A 15,748-nucleotide genomic window follows, 5' to 3' on the forward strand; every position below is an offset into this window, starting at 1 on the left:
TCCGGCCGCGTGCGGTCACCCCTTGACCACTTAAGGCGCGTCTCTTACTCTGGTTAAGATCCGTGACTTAACCTCGTCTCTGAGTGACCGACTGGAGAGTGCTCGTGGTGGAGAAGACCGCGTTCCCGGACAACCAGCAAAAGACCGCAGAGTCGGCGTTCGGGCTTTTCAGCGCGGGCCAGGCCCGCCATATCTTCTCCCGGGAGCACGGCTCCGGGCTGGAGCCGGTCGTCATCGAGGCGGCGCCGCGCACGTGGTACATCCAGCCCGGCATGGTGAACGTGGCGCTGTTCGAGACCGACGAGGGGCTGCTGCTGGTCGACTGCGGCTGCGCGGGCGACGGCCCGGCGCTGCTGAAGGCGGTCCGGTCGGTCAGCTCGAAGCCGCTGCACACCGTCGTCTACACGCACGGGCACAGCGACCACGCGTTCGGCCTGTGGGCGTTCCTGGAAGCGGGAGAGCGGCCGCGGGTCGTCGCGCACGAGAACCTCCCCGGCCACTTCCGCCGGTACATGAAGACCGCGGGCCTCAACGCGCACATCAACGGGCAGTTGCCTGGGCCGGACGGCAAGGCCTGGGCGAGCGAGGAGTCCGACTTCGTCTGGCCGGACGAGGTCTACCGCGACGCGCTGACCCTCATCATCGGGGGCGAGCGGTTCGAGTTGCGGCACGGCAAGGGCGAGACCGACGACGCCACCTGGGTGTGGGCACCCGAACGCGGCGTCATCGCGGCCGGCGACCTGGTCACCGGCTACCTGCCCAACGCCGGCAACCCCAAGAAGGTGCAGCGGTACGCCGAGGAGTGGGCCGACGCGGCCGACGAGATGGCGGCGCTCCGGCCGGAAGTGATCATCACCGGGCACGGCGACCTGGCCCGCGGCGCGGACGGGATCCAGGACGAGCTCCGCACGATGGCGGCGTACCTGCGCCACATCGTGGACCACGCCCTGGAGGGCCTGAACGCCGGCCTGACGCACGACGAGATCGTCGAGAGCCTGGACGTCCCGGCCGAGCTGACCGCCCACCCCCGCCTCCCGGCGATCTACGACAAGCCGGAGTTCGTCTGCCGGAACGTGATCCGCCGCTACGGCGGTTGGTGGAACGGCCATCCCGCCGAGCTGCTCCCCGCGCCCAAGGGCGACCAGGCCGCGGAGATCGCCCGGCTGGCCGGCGGCGGCGCCGTCCTGACCGCCCGCGCCCGCGAGCTCCAGGACACGGACTTGCGCCTGGCGTGCCACCTCGCCGAGTGGGCATTCCTGGCGAACCGGGCCGACACAGACGCTCAGCGGTGTTTCATCGACGTGCTTGAGGCGCGCGCGAAGGCGGAGCCGTCGCTGATGGCGCAGGTGAATTTCCGGGCCGGCCAGATGTGGGTGGTCCAGGCACGCAAGGAGGCACGGCGATGACCGTACGACCCGGCGCGGAGACTCCCCGCAAGCGACCCAATGTGGTGGTCGTCCTGCTCGACGACGTCGGCTGGGGAGCGGCCGGTACGTTCGGCGGCCCGGTCGCCACTCCGGCCCTGGACGAGATGTGCGGCGAGGGCCTGGCGTACAACCGGTTCCACACCACGGCGATCTGCTCGCCGACCCGCGCCTCGCTGCTGACCGGACGCGACGCCCACGCGGTCGGTGTCGGTACGGTGCTCAACAGCGCCAACAGCCATCCCGGGTACGAAGGCGTCCTCCGGCCCGAGAGCGCCACCATCGCGGAGATGCTGCGGCAGGACGGCTACAGCACGGCCTGCATCGGCAAATGGCACCTGTCGCCGCCGTGGGAGTCGTCGCAGGCGGGGCCGTTCGACCGCTGGCCGACCGGGCAGGGGTTCGAGAAGTTCTACGGGTTCCTCGGCGGCGAGACCCACCAGTACCAGCCGACGCTGTACGAGGGCACCGCGCCCGTCGAGCCGCCCGGCACCCCCGGCTACCACCTGACCGAGGACCTGGTCGACCAGTCGATCGACTGGGTGCGGATGCAGCACTCGATGGCCCCCGACCGCCCGTTCTTCCTCTACCTCGCACCGGGCGCGACCCATGCGCCGCTGCACGTGCCGCCCGAGTGGAGCGAGCGGTACCGGGGCCGGTTCGGCAACGGCTGGGACGCCGAACGGGACGCGATCCTGGCCCGCCAGATCGAGCGCGGCGTCGTACCGGAGGGGACGCGGATGACCCCGCGCCCCGAGGAGATCCCCAGCTGGGACAGCCTCTCCGAGGACGAGCGCGCCGTCGCGGAACGGCTGATGGAGGTGTACGCGGGCTTCCTGGAGCACACCGATGTCCAGATCGGACGGCTCGTCCAGGAGCTCAAGCGCGGCGGGCTCTTCGAGGACACGCTGTTCTTCTACATCGTCGGCGACAACGGCAGCAGCGCGGAGGGCGGCCTGCCGGGCAGCATCAACTACATGGGCTCGCTGCAGGGCATGAACGAGTCGCCCGCGCAGACCCTCGCCCGGCTGGACGAGATCGGCACCGCCGAGTCGTACCCGCAGTACCCGGCCGGATGGGCGTGGGCGATGACCGCGCCGTACCAGTGGGTCAAGCAGATCGCCTCCCACCTGGGCGGCACCCGCAACCCCATGGCCGTGACCTGGCCGAACGGCATCTCCGGCAGCGGCCTGCGCAGCCAGTTCTCGCACGTCAACGATGTGGCGCCGACGATCCTGGAGGCGGCCGGGCTGCGGATGCCCGAGTCCGTGAACGGCGTCGCGCAGGAGCCGATGCACGGGACGAGCCTCGTCTACAGCTTCGACGACCCGTCCGCGCCGGAACGGCACACGACCCAGTACTTCGAGGTGTACGGCCACCGTTCCGTCTACCACGAGGGCTGGATGGCGTCGGCACACCACGGCGGGGTGCCGTGGGGAGTCGGGCTGCCGGGCCAGGACCGCGCGTTCGAGGACGACGTCTGGGAGCTCTACAACCTGGACGAGGACTTCAGCCAGGCCGTCGATCTCGCCGCGGCCGAGCCGGGACGCCTCGCGGAGCTTCAGAAGATCTTCGAGCGGGAGGCCGGGCGGGTCGGCATCCTCCCGCTCCGCGACGCCCGGGTGTCCCGTACGCGGATGCCCAACCTCGCCGCCGGACGCAAGAGCTTCACCTTCTATCCGGGAGCGATCGGCATCCCGGAGAGCAACGCGCCCCGCATGATCGGCCGCTCCTGGACCCTCCAGGCGTCGCTGGAGACCGCCGACCGTCCCCGGGGCGTGATCGCCACCATGGGCGGCCGCGCCGCCGGCTGGTCCCTGTTCGTCGATCCCGCCGGCCGCCCGGTCTTCGTCTACCGCACCTTCGAGATCGCCGTGGCCGAACTCGTACCGGACCTCACCCTGGCCCCCGGACCGCATCGGCTGCAGGTCGACTTCACCGCCGACGGCGACGGGCGCGGGCGCGGCGGCACCCTCGTCCTCACCGTGGACGGGACGCAGGCGGCGGGCGACCGCCTGGCCGCGACCCCGCCCGCGATCTTCTCGATCGACGAGACCTTCGACATCGGGCTGAACACCGGCTCCCCGGTGGGCGACCATCCGCCCGCCTTCCCCTTCGAGGGCGGTGAGATCGTCCAGGTGGACATCACCCTCGACTGACCCGCACCCTCGACTGACCCGCACCCCTTCCTGATCTGTACTCCTGCCTGACCCGCACGGTCGACTGACCCGCCGGTCAGCGTCGGCGGCGGCCCGCGCTCAATACAGTGGACGACCACGTGCGAGACGCGGGCGCCCCCTCGATCCTCCTGGCGGGCAAGGTCCGTCTCGCGATTCTCAGGGGGGAGTCCGCGTGCTGCCGTACGAACGGATCCGGAGCGAGAGCGCGCGCACGGAAGGCGGGGCCCGCTGATGGGGCTGGCGGTGTGCGTCTTCTGCGCGTCCAGCAGCAAGATCGACAAGCGCCATGTCGAGCTGGCCGCCGAGGCCGGCGCCGAGCTGGCCAGGCGCGGGCACAGCCTGGTCAGCGGCGGCGCCCAGGTGTCGTGCATGGGCGCGGTCGCCCGGGCGGCCCGGGCCGGCGGCGCCCGTACCGTCGGGGTGATCCCCGAGGGCCTGGTCAGCGTGGAGATCTCCGACGAGGCCAGCGACGAGCTGATCGTCACGCCGGACATGCGGACCCGCAAGGGCGAGATGGACGCGCGCAGCGACGCGTTCCTGGTGCTGCCCGGCGGGATCGGCACGCTGGAGGAGCTGTTCGAGATCTGGACGGCCCGGGTGCTGGGGATGCACGAGAAGCCGGTGGTGATCCTGGACCCGACCGGTGTGTACGACCCGCTCCGCGAGCTGATGGTCGGGCTGGCCGACCAGGGCTTCGCCCGGCCGAAGATCTTCGACGCGATCGGCTGGACGGACTCGGTCACCGAGGCGTTCGATCTGCTGGAGCGGTCCCAGCCGCGGATCCAGGCGACCCCCGAGGACTACGCGGAGGCCGAGCTGTGATCACCCACGGTGACGATCCGGCCCGCTGAACTTCGCCTCGCGGAACTGTGTCCTGGGGGTTTGTCCCTGGGACCGCGTTCGTTCACCACCGGTTCAGGGCGGCCCACCAGGCTCCGCGTGATCGCATTAACGTGAGGAGTCACCATGTCCGTAACCCGTCGTGGGGTCGTGAAGGGCGGCGCCGCGGGCGCCCTGTCCATCGCCCTGGCCGGCAGTCTTGACACGATCTTCCAGACCTCGGCGGGGGCCGAGGTCGGGGAGGCCTTCGGCTACGGCCCGCTGCTCCCCGACCCCAAGGGGGCGCTCGACCTGCCGAAGGGCTTCTCGTACAAGGCACTGTCCGCCGAGGGCGACGCCATCGCCGGCGGCGGCAAGGTGCCGGGCAAGCACGACGGCACCGCCACGTTCGGCGGCCGCCGGCGCGACACCCTCCGGCTGGTCCGCAACCATGAGCAGACCGCGAGCGGCGTCAAGCCGGTCGCGCCCGAGCGGCTGGTGTACGACCCGGCCGCGTTCGGCGGCACCACCACGATCGAGCTGGACCGGCGCGCCAACGTGCTGGACCAGGAGGTCAGCCTCGCCGGTACGGCCACCAACTGCGCGGGCGGTACGACCCCCTGGGGGACTTGGCTGACCTGTGAGGAGACCGAGGGCTTCGGCGGCCAGACCAAGTCGCACGGCTGGGTCTTCGAGGTCGACCCGACCGGCCGCAAGACCCGGCCGGAGCCGATCACCGGGATGGGGCGCTTCGCCCACGAGGCCGTCGCCATCGACCCGCACACGCACGTGGCGTACCTGACCGAGGACGCCAGCAGGCCGTTCGGGCTGTTCTACCGGTTCTCGCCGCGCTCGCACCGCGGCCAGTACGGCACGTACATGCACGGCGGCCGGCTGGAGGCCATGTACGTCCCGGACCTGCCCGACCTCTCGGTCGTCCAGGAGCCCGGCAGCCGGTTCCGGGTCAAGTGGGTCAAGGTGCCCGACCCGTCGGCCGCCGCCACCTCGACGCGCAAGCAGTTCGAGAAGATCACCCGCAGCCAGAAGCTGGAGGGCGCCTGGTGGGGCCACGGCAAGGCCTACTTCGTGGCCAGCTTCTCGAACAAGGGTGACGGCGCCGCCGCCGACCACGCCGGCCAGGTCTGGGTCTACGACCCGCGCAAGGAGACCATCGAGCTGGAGCTGGTCTTCAAGCCGGGCGGGCGGTTCGACGGCCCCGACAACATCACGGTGTCCCCGTACGGCGGCGGCGTGATCCTGGCCGAGGACGGCGGCGGCGAGCAGTACCTCGTCGGGACGACCCGCAAGGGCGAGCCGTTCGCGTTCGCGCGCAACGCCTTCAACGACGGCGAGCTGACGGGTGTGACGTTCTCGCCGGACGGGCGGACGCTGTTCGCCAACCGGCAGACCCCGGGCGTGACGTTCGCGATCCAGGGCCCCTGGCACCGCGTCCGCCACTGACCCCGGTTGACTCGTGGCGTGTTCGCCCTCCGGAGGAACGGAAAAGGCGAACACGCCACGAGTCGACGTTGCGGCGGTCAGGCGAGGCCGCGGCGGGTGAGGGTGGGGGGACGGGTGCCCTGGATCGAGGCGACCATGTCCAGGACCTGCCGCAGCGCGGGCACCGTGCCCTCCGGCGCGCGGAACGCCCGTACGCCCAGCCAGGCATAGACGGACGCGGCGGCGAGCAGCCCGGGATCGGGCCGCTCGCCGCCGTTGTCGTCCGGGCCCTCCGCCAGCGTCACCAGTACCGGCCGGCCCTCGGCGACCAACTCCCGCACGCGGTCCGCCGAAGGGGCGGTTCCGGCGTCGGACATTCCGTCCGGAACGGGCGTTCCGTACGGCAGTACCCACGGCTCATGCGACTCCATGCCGCCAAGCGTGGCACGATCGTCTTGCGGACACGTAGCCGCCTGCGGACAGGCGGGCAAGCGGACACGTACGCAAGACGTGCGGACTCGTCGACAGAGCGGAGCATGATCGTGGTTGTGGTCCTCGTGCTGGCCGCCCTGGCCGTGCTGGGCGCCGTCGTGGTCCTGGCCATGGGCCGGGGAGGCGAGCTGACCCTGCCCCGCCCCGACCATGCGCCGCTGGACGACCGGTTCTTCCCGGGCGCCGAACCCCGGCCGTTCCGGCTCCCGCACGGGCTCTGGGGCTACCAGATGGACATGACCGACCACGTCATCGGCCGCCTCAGGCACGCGCTGTGGGAGCGCGAGGCCCAGGTCGCCGCCCTCGAACTCCGCGTACACGACCTCCAGTACATGCTCGACGAGCGGAACGCCCGGTCCGATCAGGGCTCCCCGTTCGAGCAGGACGCCCCGTCCGATCAAGGCTCCCCGTTCGATCGGGAATCGCCGTTCCAGCAGCACTCCCCGCCGGAACAGGATCCGCCGCCCGAGCGGGACTGGGCTCCGGTGGACTTCGCCAAGGACGCCGGCGCGAAGGACGATCAGGAAGAGGCCCGCCCGTGAGCGCTATCGCGATCCACGCCGACGCGGAGTCGGCGGCCCCGGCCGATCAGGTCTTCGCGGTCCTCACCGACTGGCCCCGGCACGCGGAGTGGATGCCGTTCACCCGCGCCGAGGGCGGCCACGAGGTCGGCGCCGAGCTGGTCGGCTGGACCGGGATCGGCCCGGTGGGCTTCAGCGACACCATGGTCATCACCGGCTGGCGGCCGGGCCGCCGGGTGACCGTACGGCACACCGGGCGGCTCGTCCGGGGCGAGGCGTTCTTCGACGTCGCTCCGCTTCCGGGCGGCGGCAGCCGGATCCGCTGGGCGGAACGGCTCGACCTGCCGTTCGGCCCGCTCGGCCGCGCCGGCTGGCTGGCCGCGGGGCCGGTGGTGCAAGGGCTGATGACCCTCGGCCTGCGCCGCCTCGCCCGCATCCCCGAGGCCGAGGCCGCCGACCGCGTTGCGGGAATGTCGCCGGCGTGAGGTAGAACGGGCCGGTGAGCACCGCGATCCTCGGCGAGGACGGGCTGGCCCGCTGCCCCTGGGGGCTGTCGGCGCCCATCTACATCGCCTACCACGACGAAGAATGGGGCCGTCCGGTCCGCGATGACCAGGGCCTTTACGAGAAGCTCTGCTTGGAGGCGTTCCAGTCGGGGCTGTCCTGGCTGACCATCCTGCGCAAGCGCGAGAGCTTCCGCGCCGCGTTCGCCGGCTTCGACCCGGAGAAGGTCGCCGCGTTCGGTGAGGCCGATGTCGAGCGGCTGATGGCCGACGCGTCCATCGTCCGCAACCGGGCCAAGGTCGATGCCACGATCGCCAACGCCCGCGCCGCCCTCGACCTGCCCGGCGGCCTGGCCGCCACGATCTGGCGGTACGCCGATCCCGGTGCCCCCGTCCCCAAGGAGATGGCCGACGTCCCGGCCTTCACCCCCGGCTCCACGGCCCTGTCCAAGGAGCTCAAGAAGGGCGGCTTCCGCTTCGTCGGCCCGACGACCGCCTACTCCCTGATGCAGGCCTGCGGGCTGGTCGACGACCATCTCGCCGACTGCCACCGCCGGGGCGCGGCCGGCTGACGCCCCGGCGGTGACCCGTTCAGCGGTCACTCCGCCTTGGTGGCCTCCAGTACGGGGACGCCCGCGGCGCGGCGGGCCGGGAACGCGGTGGTGGCGAGGGTCACGACGGCGGCTCCGGCCGTGACCAGCAGTGGCAGCCACCAGGGCGGGACCGGGTCCAGGAACGTGCTGCCCGTCGCGACCCGGAGCAGGGCCACCGTGCCGATCGCGGTTCCGAGGCCCATCAGCGTGCCCAGCAGCACGACCGTGGCCGCCTCCCAGCGGACGATCGAGCGGAGCTGGGCCACGGTCGCGCCGACCGCGCCGAGCAGCCCGAACTCCCGGGTCCGCTCGCTGACGCCCATCGAGACCGTGGTGGCCATCCCGAACAGCGACAGCAGCAGGGCCATCCCGATGAAGCCGTAGACCACCGTCAGGCCGTTGGTGAACGTGCCCGCCGCCAGCTTCACGTAGGCGGCGCGGTCCAGGACCTGGACGCCCGGGAGCCCGGACACGGCCTTGGCGAGCGCGGCCTGGTCCCCGCCCCGGACCAGGACCGCCTGCGTCGGGGCGGTGGGATCCAGGCGTTCCATCGTCGCGGGCGCGACCAGGGCCTGGTCCGCGAAGACGTGGGACGGGTCGTGGTACGCGCCCGCCACGGTGAGCGTGACCCGGCCCCGCGCGCCCCGTACGACGATCTTCCGGCCGGGCTCGACCCCGGCGGCGGCCATCGTGGCGGAGGAGAGCCCGATCTCGCCCGGCTCCAGCGCGCGCAGGCTCCCGCCGAGATCGAGGACGGACGGCAGCGCGGCCTGGTCGACCCCCGTGATCATCAGGAAGAGCGGGATGGGGTCCTCCGGGCCGATGGCGCGCGGGCCCGGGCTGACCAGCTCGGCATCGGTCTGGCTGAGGGAGGTGGCGTGCGAGACCCCGGGGACGGCGGCGACGCGTCCGGCCACGTCGCGCGAGAGCGGGACGCCGTCGGCCGTCACGGCGTGGTCGGCCTTCATGACCTGCCGCCCGGCCTCGTCGAAGCGGTCCTGGACCGACAGCATGACCATCGCGGTCGCGGCGGCGAGCGCCAGGCCCAGCATCAGGGACGAGGCGGCCGAGGAGACCCGCCGCGGGCTGCGGGTGATGGTCGCGCGGGCCAGCCGGCCGGCCTCGCCGCTGATCAGCATCCCGGCCCGGCCCACCAGGCCGCCCAGCGGGCCGACGAAGAACGGGGCGAGCACGGCCAGCGCCGCCACGGTCACCATCGAGCCCATCAGGAGGATGGCGACCAGGCCGATGGTCCGTTCCATGCCCGGCGGCTCCTCGTGGGCGATGAGGAAGGCCGGTCCGTAGAACATCCACGCGCAGGCGAAGACGCCGAGCGCGCCGAGGAGCCGGGGCCAGCGCCGCTTGGTGTCGTCGGTCGAGGCGGTCCGCAGGGCCTCCATGGGGGAGATCCGCGCGGCGACCCGGGCCGCGCGCCAGGCGGCGAGCTGGGTGACCAGGATCCCGGCGGCGGCCGGTACGGCCAGGGCGATCCAGCCGAACTGGGCGTTCGCGGCCGAGATGTCGAAGCCGTCCTTGGCGAAGAGCCGGGTGAGCACGGCCGACACCGGGTACCCGACGGCGAGGCCGCCCGCCGCGCCGACGATCCCCAGCACCAGGGCCTCGAACCGGATCAGCCGCTTGATCTGGCGGGGCGTGGCGCCGATCGCGCCGAGCAGCGCCAGCCGCCGGGTGCGCTGCCGGACGAGGGTCCCGAACGTGTTGGCCACCACGAACAGCCCGACGAAGATCGCGACGGACGCCAGCATCCCGATCGCGCCGCCGATCGAGACGCCGGCGGACTCCATGTCGCGGGCCTGCGCGTCGCGGAGGGACGCCGCGGTACGCACCGAGACGCTCTTGCCGAGGTCGCGAGCCAGCTCCGCGCGGAGCCTGGTCGCGCTCACGCCCGGCGCGGCCTTCACCCACACGCTCTGCCAGGTACCGGCGGGCAGCGCGGCGGCGTTCCGTACGGTCTCGGGCGGGGCCAGTACCAGGTCCCCGCCGGCCACCGCGTCCAGGCCCTGGACGGTCACGATGCCGACGATCTTCGCGCGCCTGCTCTCGCGGGGGAGCATGAGCGTGAGGCCGGAACCGGTGCGCAGCTCGCCGGCCTTCGCGATGTGCCGGACGACCGCGACCTCGCCCTCGGCGGCGGGTGCGCGTCCGGAGACCAGGGTGTACGGGTTGAGCCGGGCATCGGCCACCCAGGGACGCAGCAGCGTGCGGCCGCCGGCGGGCGCGACGATCGGCTTGCCGTCGTCCCCGGCGACCGCCAGGTCGACCATGGCGTCCCCGGTCGCGGCCTCGACGCCGGGCCGTCCCGCGACCCGGTCGAGCCGGACGCGGCCGTCGGGCGCCGCGTACAGGTCGTGGGGGTCGGTCTGGCCGCCCTGGACGAGCACGTCCGCCCGCTTGTACTCGCTGGCGTCGATGCCCGACACGGCCGCCTGCGCCCGCAGCGCGAACTGCAGCGACCCGGCGATGAGCCCGATGGAGAACACGGCCGCGAGCAGGGTCGCGATCAGCCGGACCCAGCCCTCGCTGAACGACCGGCGTGCGATGAGCCACATGCCGCTCAGCCCTCCAGCCGGCGCATGGAGGCATGCACGCCGTCGGTCGTCGGGCCGTGCAGCTCGTCCACGATGCTGCCGTCGGACAGGAACAGCACCCGGTCGGCGTGCGCGGCGGCGGCCGGATCGTGGGTCACCATGATCACGGTCTGCCGGAACTCGTCCACCGCGGTGCGCAGGAAGCTCAGCACCTCGGCGCCCGAACGGGAGTCCAGGTTGCCGGTCGGCTCGTCGGCGAACAGCACCTCGGGCCGGGTGAGCATGGCCCGCGCGACCGCGACCCGCTGCTGCTGGCCGCCGGACAGCTCGGACGGCCGGTGCCCGAGCCGGTCGCGCAGGCCCAGGGCGTCCACCAGCGTGCCGAACCATTCCCGCTCCGCGCGGCGGCCCGCCAGGCGGCCGGTGAGCCGGATGTTCTCCTCGGCGGTCAGCATCGGCAGCAGGTTGAACGACTGGAACACGAAGCCGAGCCGGTCCCGGCGGAGCTTGGCCAGCCGGGTCCGCGACAGCCGGGTGATGTCCACGTCGCCGATCAGTACCTGGCCCGACGTGACCTGGTCGAGCCCGGCCAGGCAGTGCAGCAGCGTGGACTTGCCGGAGCCCGAGGGCCCCATGATCGCGGTGAACTGGCCCCGGGTGAACGCCGCCGAGACGCCGCGCAGGGCGGTCACCATCCCGTCGCCCGAGCCGTAGGTCCGGACGAGGCCGGCGGCCGTCGCCACTTGATCGTTCCGGACATGGGCAGGCGGCGGTGCGGTGGGTGTGGGACTCATGCGACCAGCCAACGCGATCAAGAGGCCGGGCACAGTGGCGTGATCCCTAGAAAGCGCCGTAGGGCCTGCCCTACCTCGGGTCCCTACCTACGGCCAGGTCGAGTGCGGCGGTAGACCTGGCTCTACCGCCAAGTCGGCGGTCAGGCCTAATGATCTTCGAGCCCCGGGACGGTTGCCTGGGTTGTGCGTAAAAAGCGCAGCTCAACGACCTGCCGGAGCGATATCGATGGTGTTGTACCTGACCCGCGCACGCGGCGGAACCCTCGTGGTGCCCGCTCTCTACGGAGGGTGTGCGGTGTTCGCCGCCGTGACGGCCACCGTGACCCGACTGGCCCCGCACCGTACCTGGGGGACGGTCGCCGCCCTCGCGTACGTGCTCGGCGCTCTCACGGCCTTGCACCCGTGGGGACGCGGGCGCCCGGCGATCGTCGCCGGCGGTGTCCTGGCCGGTGCGGTGCTGATCCCGCTGGCCGTGCTGATCGGCCTCGGGCAGGCGCAGCCCGAGGTGGAGGTCGTCCAGCGCTCGGCGGCCCACCTGCTGGAGCACGGCACGCCGTACCTGGGCGCTGCGGAAGTGGCTGCTCATGGCGGGTACGAGGCGTTCAACCCCTACCTGCCCGGGATGGCGCTGCTGGGGCTTCCCTGGGCGATCGCCGGAATCGACGCGCGAGCGGTCTTCGGCGGGATCTTCCTGGTGCTACTGGCGGCGAGCGCCCTTCGCAAGGACAGCAGGCTGCTCCTGCTCGCCGCCTCGCCTCTGGTGGCCCTGCCGCTGGTGGTTGGCGGTGACGATCTGCCGGTCATCGGGCTGGTCTGCGTCGGTCTCGCCCTGGCCGTACGGGGACGTCCCGGCTCGGCGGGCCTCGCACTGGGAATCGCCGCGACCCTCAAGGCCACGGCATGGCCCGCGCTGCTCATCGTCCTGGTCCTCGTGGGCGTACGGAACCGGCGGCGGTACGGCGCGTTCGCGGGCGGCGTGCTGGCAGTCGGGGTGCTGCTCCCGGCCCTCATCGACCCCCACGGGTTCCTGCTGAACGTCGTCCAGTTCCCGCTGGGCCTGGCGGGTGTGGAGTCTCCCGCCGCCAGCCCGCTGCCCGGGCGACTGCTCGCCGACCTCGGCCCGTACGGGCACACCGCCGCGCTCGTCCTGCTCGGCCTGGCCGCCCTCGGAATGGGCGTCTCGCTGCTCGTACGGCCCCCTGCCGATGCCCGTTCCGCCGCGTACCGGCTGGCCCTCGGGCTGCTGCTGGCCACCGCGCTGATGCCCGCCACCCGCTGGGGCTACCTCGTGTACCCGGCCGTCCTGGCCCTGTGGGCCCACCTCGCGGCACCCGCCATGGCCGAGCAAGAGGAGGAAGAGCTGTGCCTCGTTGCCTGATCATCACCAACGACTTCCCGCCACGGCAGGGCGGCATCGAGACCTTCGTGTACGAACTGGCCCTGCGCTTCCCGCCCGGCGAGGTGCTCGTCTACACCTCCGCCGAGCCCGGTGCCGCGGCCTTCGACGCCGGGCTGCCGTTCCCCGTCGTCCGCGATCCCGCGCGCACGCTGCTGCCGACGCCCCAGGTCGCGCGCAACGCGCGGCGGCTGGCCGGCGCGTACGGCTGCGACAGCGTGTGGTTCGGCGCCGCAGCGCCGCTCGGGCTGCTCGCCGGCCGCATCGGGCTGCCCTCGGTCGCCACGACGCACGGCCACGAGATCTGGTGGGCGAGCGTCCCCGGCCCTCGCCAACTGCTGCGCCGGATCGGTTCCCAGGCGGGCGTCGTCACCTACCTCACCGAGCGGACGCGGGCCAGGATCGCGCCCGCGCTCGGCCCGCGCGCCCGTACGGCCAGGCTCGTCCCGGGCGTGGACGCCGGCGCCTTCCGGCCGGATCCGCCGGGCCGCGCCATGATCCGCGAGCGGTACGGGCTGGGCGGCAGGCCGGTGATCCTCAGCGTCGCCCGGCTCGTCCCGCGCAAGGGGAACGACCAGCTCATCCGCGCCCTGCCCGCCGTCCGCCGGGCCGTACCGGACGCGACGCTGCTGATCGTCGGATCGGGCCCGCAGGACTTCTGGCTGCACGGCCTGGCCGAGGAGGGCGTGGTGTTCGCGGGCGGGCATCCGCATGCCGAACTGCCGCCCTTCTACGCCGCCGCCGACGTCTTCGCGATGCCGTGCCGGTCCCGCCGCCTGGGCCTGGAGACCGAGGGGCTCGGCATCGTCTACCTGGAGGCGGCCGCCGCCGGTCTCCCGGTCGTCGCCGGTGACGCGGGCGGGGCCCCGGAGGCGGTACGGGACGGCGAGACCGGCCATGTCGTCGACGGCACGTCCGTCCCGCAGATCGCCGACCGCCTGATCCGGCTGCTCCGGGACGGCGACGCCCGTACGCGGATGGGCGAGAAGGGCCGCGCCTGGGTCCGGGACGAGTGGACCTGGGACGCCTCGTACGAGCGCCTCCGCGATCTTCTGCACCAGGCCGCGTCCCATACGGTCGGGGCATGACAGGCAGGACCGGGGCGGTCAGGACCGGCGTGTGGCGGGTGATGGCGGGCAACCCGCTGCGCTTCGTGCTGTCCTCCTGGCCCTGGCGTTCCATCGCCTTCCTGGTCACCGGCCCCTTGATCGCGGCGGCCTGGCTCGCGGTGGTGGCGGGCCTGCTCTTCGCGGGCGTGGCGCTGGCGCCGGTCGTCGTCGGCCTGGTGCTGCTGGCGCTGATCCCGGTGTCGGCGGCCGGGTACGCGGTGGTCGAACGCCGCCGCCTGCGCTGGCTGGACCCGCGCCCGGCGCCCACCCCCCACCGGGCGCCGTCCCGTCCCGGGTTCCGGCACTGGCTCGGCTTCCGGCTGCGCGAGACCGCGACCTGGCGGGAGCTGGGGTACGCGCTGCTGTCCACCCTGCTGACGGCCGTGGACGTCGTCGTCCCGTTCTTCCTGATCGTGGGCTCCACGGTCGCGGCGGGGGCACCCGTCATGGCTCGCAAGGGCGACCCGATCGTGTTCGGCCCGAACGTCACCGCCGACAGCCAGGCCGAGTCCTGGACGGTCGCCGTGGCCGGGGTCGCGATGTTCCTGGTGGGCCTGTACGCGATGACCGCGCTGGCCGGGGCCCGTGCCGCGCTGGCCCGGGCGCTGCTCGTCCGCCCCGTCGAGGAGGAACTGGTCGAGGTCCGCGCGTCCCGGGCCCGGATGGCCGACGCGTTCGAGGCCGAGCGCCGCCGGATCGAGCGCGACCTGCACGACGGCGCCCAGCAGCGGCTGACCGGCCTGATCATGACGCTGGGCCTGGCCGAGCTGAGCGCGGGCGAGCCGGGCACCGGCGGGGACGGGACCGGCGGCGGCGCGGAACGGGAGCTGATCGGCAAGGCCCGCGCGGAGGCCAGGGCGGCCCTGCAGGAGCTGCGCGATCTCGTCCGTGGCATCCACCCCTCGGTCCTGACCGACCGCGGCCTGAGCGCCGCCGTGGCCTCGCTCGCCGAGCGCTCGCCCGTACCGGTGGACGTGGACGCCGACCTGCCCCGGCGCCCGCCGGAGAGCCTGGAGTCCGCCGCCTACTTCGTGATCGCCGAGGCGCTGGCCAACGTCGCCAAGCACAGCGGCGCGTCCCGGGCCCGGGTGACCGTACGGCTGACCGGGGCCGCGCTCGTCCTGGAGGTCCAGGACGACGGCGGGGGCGGCGCGAACCCGTCCGGCGGCACCGGCCTGCAAGGCCTGGCGGACCGGGTGGCGGTCCATGACGGCACGCTGCGGGTGTCCAGCCCGCCCGGCGGGCCTACGATCCTGCGAGTGGAGATGCCGTGCGTGTCGTGATCGCCGAGGACTCGGTCCTGCTCCGGGAGGGGCTGAGCCAGATCCTGGCCCGCTTCGACCACGAGGTCGTGGCGGCGGTGGCCGACGCCCCCGCCCTGGCCGCGGCCGTCGCCGAGCACGAGCCCGACATCGTCGTCACCGACGTCCGGATGCCGCCCGGCTTCCGGGACGAGGGACTGCGCGCCGCCCTGGCCCTGCGCGCCGAGCGTCCGGGCCTGCCCGTCCTGGTCCTGTCGCAGTACGTGGAGCAGTCCTATGCCGCCGACCTGCTCCAGACCGGCGGCGCGGTCGGCTACCTGCTCAAGGACCGGGTCGGCGAGATCACCGAGTTCGTCCAGGCGCTGGTGGAGGTGGCCGGCGGCGGTACGGTCATCGACCCCGACGTGGTGCGCGGCCTGCTGGCCCGGCGGTCCGGGAACACCCCGCTCGAACGGCTCACCCCGCGCGAGCGCGAGGTCCTCGCCCTGATGGCCGAGGGCCGTTCCAACGGGGCGATCGCCCGCGAACTCGTGGTCTCCGAGGCGGCCGTGATCAAGCATGTCGGCTCGATCTTCGGCAAGCTCGACCTGCACCAGACCCCCGACGACCACCGCCGGGTGCTGGCCGTCCTGTCCCAGTTGCGGGACGCTTCGCCCCGCTGACCAC

At 73.1% G+C, this 15,748-nt stretch carries 14 protein-coding genes; 11 read left to right on the forward strand and 3 right to left on the reverse strand.

What is annotated here, in order from left to right:
* Positions 1-83: 83 nt before the first annotated feature.
* From ACH34Q_RS23950 to ACH34Q_RS23965, 4 genes are all read left to right on the forward strand, one after another.
* The gene (locus ACH34Q_RS23950) at positions 84-1,406 is read left to right on the forward strand and encodes an MBL fold metallo-hydrolase (protein ID WP_395985269.1); all 1,323 of its coding nucleotides are present in this window, start codon (positions 84-86) and stop codon (positions 1,404-1,406) included.
* Complete coding sequence (locus ACH34Q_RS23955) at positions 1,403-3,583, forward strand: arylsulfatase (protein WP_395985270.1); 2,181 nt, start codon at positions 1,403-1,405, stop codon at positions 3,581-3,583. Before ACH34Q_RS23950 ends, ACH34Q_RS23955 begins: the two co-directional genes overlap by 4 nt.
* 252 nt (positions 3,584-3,835) lie before the next feature.
* A complete protein-coding gene (locus ACH34Q_RS23960) occupies positions 3,836-4,426 on the forward strand; it encodes a TIGR00730 family Rossman fold protein (protein ID WP_395985271.1) in 591 nt (196 codons plus the stop codon).
* A 144-nt stretch (positions 4,427-4,570) separates the two neighbouring features.
* Positions 4,571-5,884, forward strand: a complete 1,314-nt coding sequence (locus ACH34Q_RS23965) for an alkaline phosphatase PhoX (RefSeq protein WP_395985272.1) — start codon at positions 4,571-4,573, stop codon at positions 5,882-5,884.
* A gap of 77 nt (positions 5,885-5,961) precedes the next feature.
* Here ACH34Q_RS23965 and ACH34Q_RS23970 read toward each other — a convergent pair whose 3' ends face one another.
* Positions 5,962-6,294, reverse strand: a complete 333-nt coding sequence (locus tag ACH34Q_RS23970) for a hypothetical protein (protein ID WP_395985273.1) — start codon at positions 6,292-6,294, stop codon at positions 5,962-5,964.
* 105 nt (positions 6,295-6,399) lie between these two features.
* Here ACH34Q_RS23970 and ACH34Q_RS23975 point away from each other — a divergent pair, with 105 nt between their 5' ends.
* From ACH34Q_RS23975 to ACH34Q_RS23985, 3 genes are read left to right on the forward strand one after another with little or no spacing between them, the layout of a single operon-like run.
* Positions 6,400-6,897 carry a hypothetical protein gene (locus tag ACH34Q_RS23975; protein ID WP_395985274.1) on the forward strand — a complete coding sequence of 166 codons (498 nt, stop codon included), beginning with the start codon at positions 6,400-6,402 and terminating at the stop codon, positions 6,895-6,897.
* Entirely contained in the window at positions 6,894-7,361 is a 468-nt protein-coding gene (locus ACH34Q_RS23980; RefSeq protein WP_395985275.1) for an SRPBCC family protein, read from the forward strand. Before ACH34Q_RS23975 ends, ACH34Q_RS23980 begins: the two co-directional genes overlap by 4 nt.
* A 14-nt stretch (positions 7,362-7,375) precedes the next feature.
* Positions 7,376-7,951 carry a DNA-3-methyladenine glycosylase I gene (locus ACH34Q_RS23985; RefSeq protein WP_395985276.1) on the forward strand — a complete coding sequence of 192 codons (576 nt, stop codon included), beginning with the start codon at positions 7,376-7,378 and terminating at the stop codon, positions 7,949-7,951.
* Positions 7,952-7,977: 26 nt separating this feature from the next.
* Here ACH34Q_RS23985 and ACH34Q_RS23990 read toward each other — a convergent pair whose 3' ends face one another.
* Together ACH34Q_RS23990 and ACH34Q_RS23995 are read right to left on the reverse strand one after the other, a co-directional pair.
* Positions 7,978-10,542, reverse strand: a complete 2,565-nt coding sequence (locus ACH34Q_RS23990) for an FtsX-like permease family protein (RefSeq protein ID WP_395985277.1) — start codon at positions 10,540-10,542, stop codon at positions 7,978-7,980.
* Between the two features lie 5 nt (positions 10,543-10,547).
* On the reverse strand, positions 10,548-11,315 hold the full coding sequence (locus ACH34Q_RS23995) for an ABC transporter ATP-binding protein (RefSeq protein WP_395985278.1): 768 nt from the start codon (positions 11,313-11,315) through the stop codon (positions 10,548-10,550).
* A 226-nt stretch (positions 11,316-11,541) separates the two neighbouring features.
* Between ACH34Q_RS23995 and ACH34Q_RS24000 the strand changes: the two genes are divergently transcribed.
* The 4 genes from ACH34Q_RS24000 to ACH34Q_RS24015 are packed head-to-tail and all read left to right on the forward strand — an operon-like array spanning position 11,542 to position 15,744.
* Entirely contained in the window at positions 11,542-12,693 is a 1,152-nt protein-coding gene (locus ACH34Q_RS24000) for a glycosyltransferase 87 family protein (RefSeq protein ID WP_395985279.1), read from the forward strand.
* On the forward strand, positions 12,678-13,799 hold the full coding sequence (locus ACH34Q_RS24005) for a glycosyltransferase family 4 protein (RefSeq protein ID WP_395985280.1): 1,122 nt from the start codon (positions 12,678-12,680) through the stop codon (positions 13,797-13,799). The genes ACH34Q_RS24000 and ACH34Q_RS24005 overlap by 16 nt, the downstream gene beginning before the upstream one ends.
* Positions 13,796-15,103 carry a sensor histidine kinase gene (locus ACH34Q_RS24010; RefSeq protein WP_395985281.1) on the forward strand — a complete coding sequence of 436 codons (1,308 nt, stop codon included), beginning with the start codon at positions 13,796-13,798 and terminating at the stop codon, positions 15,101-15,103. Before ACH34Q_RS24005 ends, ACH34Q_RS24010 begins: the two co-directional genes overlap by 4 nt.
* On the forward strand, positions 15,091-15,744 hold the full coding sequence (locus ACH34Q_RS24015) for a response regulator (protein WP_395985282.1): 654 nt from the start codon (positions 15,091-15,093) through the stop codon (positions 15,742-15,744). The genes ACH34Q_RS24010 and ACH34Q_RS24015 overlap by 13 nt, the downstream gene beginning before the upstream one ends.
* The last annotated feature ends 4 nt before the right edge of the window (positions 15,745-15,748 follow it).

The sequence above is a fragment of the Actinomadura sp. 9N407 genome, from assembly GCF_044326315.1.
Lineage (GTDB): Bacteria > Actinomycetota > Actinomycetes > Streptosporangiales > Streptosporangiaceae > Spirillospora.